This window comes from Nitratidesulfovibrio oxamicus (assembly GCF_015731765.1).
GTDB lineage: Bacteria > Desulfobacterota > Desulfovibrionia > Desulfovibrionales > Desulfovibrionaceae > Cupidesulfovibrio > Cupidesulfovibrio oxamicus.
Genome location: NZ_VRYY01000108.1, coordinates 1 through 6,468, shown reverse-complemented (window position 1 = coordinate 6,468; position 6,468 = coordinate 1). Strand labels below are relative to the sequence as shown.

5 protein-coding genes are annotated in these 6,468 nt (G+C 68.0%); 1 reads left to right on the top strand and 4 read right to left on the bottom strand.

The genetic code is table 11. The annotated features are described in order from the left end of the window. A partial coding sequence (locus FVW20_RS04850; protein WP_231038874.1) for a sensor histidine kinase occupies positions 1 to 2,198 on the top strand: 2,198 nt, incomplete at its 5' end. A gap of 160 nt (positions 2,199 to 2,358) precedes the next feature. Here the strand turns inward: FVW20_RS04850 and FVW20_RS04840 are convergent. The 4 genes from FVW20_RS04840 to cobA all read right to left on the bottom strand — a co-directional run bounded on the left by FVW20_RS04840 (position 2,359) and on the right by cobA (position 6,219). Further along, entirely contained in the window at positions 2,359 to 2,970 is a 612-nt protein-coding gene (locus tag FVW20_RS04840; RefSeq protein ID WP_196608528.1) for a LysE family translocator, read from the bottom strand. Between the two features lie 279 nt (positions 2,971 to 3,249). Continuing rightward, positions 3,250 to 3,933: a phosphoribosylglycinamide formyltransferase gene (purN, locus tag FVW20_RS04835; RefSeq protein WP_196608527.1), complete on the bottom strand. Its 684-nt coding sequence runs from the start codon at positions 3,931 to 3,933 to the stop codon at positions 3,250 to 3,252. A gap of 66 nt (positions 3,934 to 3,999) precedes the next feature. Then, the gene (locus tag FVW20_RS04830; RefSeq protein WP_196608526.1) at positions 4,000 to 4,434 is read right to left on the bottom strand and encodes an MOSC domain-containing protein; all 435 of its coding nucleotides are present in this window, start codon (positions 4,432 to 4,434) and stop codon (positions 4,000 to 4,002) included. Between the two features lie 273 nt (positions 4,435 to 4,707). Then, positions 4,708 to 6,219 carry a uroporphyrinogen-III C-methyltransferase gene (gene cobA / locus FVW20_RS04825; protein WP_196608525.1) on the bottom strand — a complete coding sequence of 504 codons (1,512 nt, stop codon included), beginning with the start codon at positions 6,217 to 6,219 and terminating at the stop codon, positions 4,708 to 4,710. Positions 6,220 to 6,468 lie beyond the last annotated feature (249 nt).

Below are 6,468 nucleotides of genomic sequence, written 5' to 3'. Positions count from 1 at the left end.
TGTCGCTGGCCCGGCTGGCCTCGGCCCTGCCCACCTCGCCCTCGGCCGCCCGCGTGGCGGAGGAACTGGGCCGCAGGCGCTCGCTGCGCCAGCACTTCGTGCGCATCATGCTGCTGGACGAGGCGCAACGGGTGGTGTTTTCACTGCCGGACGGCCCGACAATGGTGGACTTCCCCGTGCTGCGCGACCCACAGGGCAGCGGCATGCACGGGCGCGGCTATCGGCTGGGCAGCCCCGCCCCCCTGCCGGACACCGGCGAGGTGGTGGTGTACATCAGCGAAGCCATCGAAGGGGGCTGGCAACTGGTGGGGGCACTGCGGCTGACCACGCTGCAAGAGCATGTGCTGCAACTGCTGCCCGGCGACGACAACGCGGTGCTGCTGGCCGACGCCTACGGCAACCTCATCGCCCACCCCGACCTGACCCGCGTGCAGCGCCAGGAAAACATCGGCCACCTGTCCCTGTTCAGGCCCGACGGCGGGAGGGCGCACAACGCCGAGCCCGCCGTGCAACGCGTGCGCTACGACGACGAAACCTGGTTTGCCTGCACCGCCATGGTGGCCGGACCCGACTGGACCATCGTCACCCTGAAGCGCCAGGGGGCCGTGCTGTCCGAGGTGGCTGGCAAGATGATCATCTTCCTGCTGCTGCTCACGGTGCTGCTGACCGTGTTCGCCGTGTCGCTGCTGGCCGAACTGGAATGGGCCATAGCCCGGCCCCTGGCCGGGTTCTGCCAGTCCATCCGGCTGGTTTCGGGCGGCAGCTACGACCTGCCGCCTTCCGGCGGGGAACAACTGGCCGAACTGGCCGCCATTGACCGTGAATTCCGCGACATGGCGGCCACGGTGCGCCAGCGCGAGGCAGCACTGCGCCGCACCCGCGCCTACGTACAGCAGATGATGGATGCCATGCCCTCGGCCATCATCGCGCTGGACGGACATGGCCGGGTGGTGCGCATGAACCCGGCGGCGCTGCGCCGCACCGGGCATGCCGTGACCCCGGGGGGCACCCCCCTGGCCGAACTGCTGCCCGACCATGCCGAAACCGCCGCGCGGCTGACCGCCGCCATGGCCCGCCGCACCCCGGTGGACCGCGAGCGGGTGGTCACCCTGATCGGGAGCCACTACCGTTACGAGGAGGTTTCGCTGTATCCCATGGGCAGCGGCATGACCGGCGCCCCGGAAGGAGACGGGGGCGTGCTGCGCATCGACGACGTGACCGACCGGGTACGCATGGAAGAGGTGCTGGTCCAGTCGGAAAAAATGCTGTCCGTGGGCGGGCTGGCGGCGGGCATGGCCCACGAGATCAACAACCCGCTGGGTGCCATCCTGCAGGGGGCGCAGAACATCCAGCGCCGCCTGGCCGATGGGCTGCCCGCCAACGAGCAGGTCGCGGCGCGCCTGGGCTGCTCGCTGCCGGTGATCCGCGCCTATCTTGCGGAACGGCGGGTGCTGGAATTTCTGGACAGCATCCGCGAGGCGGGCTGCCGGGCCGCCAACATCATCACCAACATGCTTGAATTCAGCCGCAACAGCGGTGCGCGCCGCACCACGGTGGACCTGCACCACCTGCTGGACCGCACGCTGGACATCGCCGCCAGCGACTACGACCTGAAAAAACGCTACGACTTCCGCAATATCGCCATCGTGCGCGATTACGCGGCGAACCTGCCGCCGGTGGTCTGTTCCGAGCAGGAAATAGCCCAGGTGCTGCTGAACCTGCTGCGCAATGCGGCCCAGGCCATAGCGGCACGACCGGAGAACGCGCGACCGGAAAACGTGTGGCCAGGGAGCATGCGAACAGACGGAACGCGCCCGGAAGGAAAGGGAACGGATGGTGCGGCAACGGATGCGCCGCCCGCCCCGCTTGCCGAAACCGGCAGCGGCGAACCGCGCATCGTGCTGCGCACACGGCGCGAAGGAGCGTGGATGCGCATCGACGTGCAGGACAACGGCACCGGCATGCCGGAAGACGTGCGGCGGCGGGTGTTCGAGCCGTTCTTCACCACCAAGGAGGTGGGCGTGGGCACCGGTCTTGGGCTGTCGGTGTCCTACTTCATCATCACCCGCAACCATGCGGGCACCTTTGACGTGACCTCGGAACCGGGCCGGGGCACCACTTTCACCCTGCGCCTGCCGCTGCCCGGCAACGACCAGGCGCCCGAGGCACCGCGCGACCATCCCGGCTGCCCGGTGTAGCGGCCCGTATCCGGGGCCGTTGCGGCACGAAGGGTGACCGCCGCGCAGATCGTGACAACGCGTCAGGTGGCAACACGCCCGGTGGCAACGCGTCAGGTGGCAACGCGTCAGGCAACCACAAGTCCGACCAGCATGCGCGGAATACTGCGCCAGCCCGGCCCTACCCGCGCAGGAAGGACACCACGCTCCACCCCGCCAGCAACAGCAGCAGCGCGCCGGTCAGCCGCACCAGATGCAGGCCGTGCCGCTCGTAGAAGCGGCGCATGGACGCCGTATCCAGAAAGCGCACGAAGATGGTCCAGCCCACCAGCGCCTCCAGCACGATGACCGCGCCGTAGGCCACCCGTTCACCTGTGGGCGTGCCGGGGGCCACGAACTGCGTGAACACCGAAAGAATGAACAGCGTCACCTTGGGGTTCAGCAGGTTGCAGAACAGCCCGTCGCGAAACCCCTCGCGCAGGGTGGGCGGCGCCGTTCCCTCGCCGCCGCCGTCGGCCCGCGCCCGCAGGGCCTTCCACCCCACCCACGCCAGATACGCGGCCCCGGCCAACTGCACCGCCTGAAACGCGCGGGGGCTGCCCTGCAACAGGCCGGTGCCAAGCACCGCCCAGGTCACGTGAAAGGTCAGCCCCAGACAGATGCCCAGCACGCAGGCATAGGCCGCGCGCGTGGGGCCGCCCGCGCCGTGGCGCACCAGCAGCATCATGTCCGGGCCGGGACTCATGCGGCCCACCATGCACAGGCCGAACAGGGCAACGAGATTGTACAGCATGACGGGGGAGGTCTAGTGATTTGCCATCTATCTTGAATAGATGGTGAGAAACGAAACCCGCGTGTTTGCGCGCCGGTTACACGACAGGATTTTCGTTCTCCGGCAAGGAAGATGAGTCTTTTACGAAGGGAGCGTACTTTTGTCGTACGTGACCGGAGTAAAAAACGAAATCTGACGCGTTGCTCTCGATGGCCGTAAGGCTCGCAAGCTCTCCCAACGGCCACGCTCCGCGCCCTTCTGGTCGGTCAGCCGGAGGGCGAAAAGACGGAGTGTGGATGCCTAAAATCCGGGCTCAAGCGCCGGCCACACCAGCCACGGTCCATCGGGGATACCCGCCGCCGCCTTGCCGTCGGGCCGCGGCAGCACCCGAACCACCCGCCCCTCCACGCGCAACCGCCCCTCGGCCAGCCACTGCAAGGCCTGCGGGTAGATGCGATGCTCCATGGCGTGAATCCGCGCCTTCAGGTCATCCAGCGGCTCGCCCGGATGCACCGGCACCGCCGCCTGCACGATGACCGAACCATGGTCCATCTGCTCGTCCACGAAATGCACGGTGCACCCGGCCAGCGTCACCCCGTACGCCTGCGCGTCCGCCGCGCCGCGCAACCCCGGAAAGCTGGGCAGCAGCGCGGGGTGGATGTTCACCACCCGCCCCGCGAACGCGGCCAGAAACCCCGGCGTAAGCAACCGCATGTACCCGGCCAGCGCCACGGCATCCGCCCCATGCGCCCTGATGGCCGCCACCATGGCCGCATCAAAGGCTTCGCGGTCCGGGTAATCCGCCGGAGAAAGGGCCAGATGCGCAACACCCGCCGCGCGGGCGCGCGTGAGGGCCGGGGCCTCTGGCTTGTTGCACAGCACAAGGCACACCCGGGCATCCAGCGCGCCGCTGGCGATGCGGTCGAGAATGGCTTGCAGGTTCGACCCGTTGCCGGAGGCCAGCACGGCCAGTTGCAGCGTCATGAGACTCCCTGAACACGGAGGGTCGAGGGTTATCGGGGGCGGGCGGAGGGCACGCCCCCACCCAGGCTACCCTTCCGTCATGGCAACGGCATCCCCGGCGCGCAGCACGCCGCCGCGCAGCACCTTTGCGAACACCCCTTCGGTGGGCATGATGCAGAAGCCCACGGTCTTGTGGATGTTGCACTTGGAATGGCAGGTCTTGCCGATCTGGGTGATTTCCAGAAGGATATCCGGCCCTGCGGCAAGCTGGTCGCCCACCTTGCAGCGGGTAAGGGGCAGCCCTTCCACCAAAATGTTTTCCGCAAAGTCGCCCGCCGCCAGTTCCGGCATGCGCGGGCGCATGATGTCCACGCTTTCCACGGCCAGCAGGCTGACCTGCCTGCCGCTGCCCGCGTGGACGTCTTCTTCCACGCCGTAGTCCTCGCGCAGGGTGATGGCGTCCACCACCCGCTTGCGCTCGCCTTTCCGCTCGCTGATACAGACGGCTCGTACGATGCCCATGCGGTGTCCCTTCCTTGAATGTCGTAAGGATGCCGCGCCCGGCACGGAGCCGGGCGGGATTGCGGACCGGATCACTCCGGTCACGCATTCCTCACAACACGGGACGTTCCACCTGTCAAATACCGTCGTACTGGCGCACGGTCCGGCACCGGGCCGGCATGCGATCAAATCCGGCACCGGACCTGCGTGCGATCAAATCCGGCACCGGACCTGCGTGCGATCAAATCCGGCACCGGGCGGCATCCACTGGGGGCCGCCCATGCCGGACGTCGTCTACAGTTCGGGCAGGCGTGCAACCAACTCGTCAACCAGCGCGGGAATGGTGAAATCCTCGGGCTGGATGTGGCAGGTCAGGCCGTAGCCTTCCAGCGTCTTGCGGGTGACGGGGCCGATGCAGGCAAGCTTCACCTCGGGGTGGGCCTTCACCATGTCCACGGGCACCAGCGAGAAGAAGTTGTCCACCGTGGACGACGAGCCGAAGGTGACGCAATGGACGCGCCCTTCCTGCATGCGGGCCAGCACGTCGTCCTTGCGGGCGGTGCTGGGCACGGTTTCGTACACCGGCAGCACGTCCACCACGGCCCCGGCCTTGCGCAGTTCGTCGGGCAGCACTTCGCGCGCCTCGCGGGCGCGGGGCAGCAGCACGCGCTTGCCGCCCATGCCGCGCGCCAGCATGCCTTCCACCACGCCTTCGGCCACGTACTTTTCGGGGATGAAGTCCGGTTCTATGCCCTTTGTCCGCAGCACGTCGGCGGTGGCGGGGCCGATGGCGGCCACCTTGCGCCCGGCCAGCGCGCGCGAATCCTGCCCGCAGGCGGCAAGGCGGTTCCAGAAGTGCTTCACGCCGTTGACCGAGGTGAACACCACCCAGTCATAGCCGGGCAGGTCGCGGATGGCCGCGTCCACCGGGGCGTAGTCGGCAAGGGGAATGATCTCGATGGTGGGAAACTGCACCACGTCGGCGCCCAGTTCGCGCAGGGCCTCGGCAAGGCCGCTGGCCTGCTCGCGGGCGCGGGTGACCACCACGCCCTTGCCCAGCAGGGGCTTTTGCTCGAACCAGTTCAGCCGGTCGTGCAGGTTGACCACCCCGCCCACCACGATGAGCGAGGGATTGGTGAAGCCGTGCTTCGGCCCTTCTGTCGGCAGGGTGGCGATGGTGGCCACAAGGCTGCGGTGGCGGGCGGTGGTGCCCCAGTGGACGAGCGCCGCCGGGGTTTCCGGCGACATGCCCGCCTCGATGAGCTTGCGCGAGATTTCGGGCAGGTTCTTCATGCCCATGAAGAAGACCAGGGTGCTGGCGCTTTCGGCCAGGGCCTTCCAGTTGTGTACCGAGCCGGGCTTGGTGGGGTCTTCGTGCCCGGTGATGAACGACACGGACGAGGAGTAGGAGCGGTGCGTCAGCGGGATGCCCGCGTAGGCGGGACCGGCCACGGCGCTGGTGACGCCGGGCACTTCCTCGAAGGGAACGCCCGCGTCCAGAAGTTCTTCGGCCTCTTCGCCGCCGCGCCCGAACATGTACGGGTCGCCGCCCTTCAGGCGGGCCACGGTCTTGCCTTCCTTGGCCTTGTCCACGATCAGGCGGTTGATGCCGTCCTGCGTCAGGGTGTGGTCGCCGCCCTTCTTGCCCACGTAGATGATTTCCGCGCCGGGCTTGGCGTAGGCGAGGAACGCGTCGTTGGCGAGGTAGTCGTAGACGATGACGTCCGCCGATTCGAGGATGCGCTTGCCCTTGAGCGTAAGCAGGCCGGGGTCGCCGGGCCCCGCGCCGATGAGATAGACCTTCATCCTTCCTCCGGTATGTGTCGCGCCGTTCGTGGGCGCGCAAAATATCCTGCGGTATCCCAGCAACAAAAACACAAACTCTTGAGCGCCGCAGCCTACAGGTAGCGGGGCGTTTCGGCAAGGGCGCGCAGGAAGGCGTCGCGCCCCGCCGCGCGGATGTGGTCGTTGCTGGCGCGCCACTTCTGCTCCAGCCGGGGCGGCAGGCCGGTGTCGGCGCAGGGGTAGTCCGCGCAGTCGGCGCAGAAGTCCAGC

Excerpts from the sequence above, each read along its gene's own strand:
- FVW20_RS04840 (WP_196608528.1), bottom strand. The coding sequence starts at position 2,970 with ATGCTGTACAATCTCGTTGCCCTGTTCGGCCTGTGCATGGTGGGCCGC.
- purN (WP_196608527.1), bottom strand. The coding sequence starts at position 3,933 with ATGACGCTGCAACTGGCCGTGCTGGCCTCCGGCAACGGGTCGAACCTG.
- FVW20_RS04830 (WP_196608526.1), bottom strand. The coding sequence starts at position 4,434 with ATGGGCATCGTACGAGCCGTCTGTATCAGCGAGCGGAAAGGCGAGCGC.
- cobA (WP_196608525.1), bottom strand. The coding sequence starts at position 6,219 with ATGAAGGTCTATCTCATCGGCGCGGGGCCCGGCGACCCCGGCCTGCTT.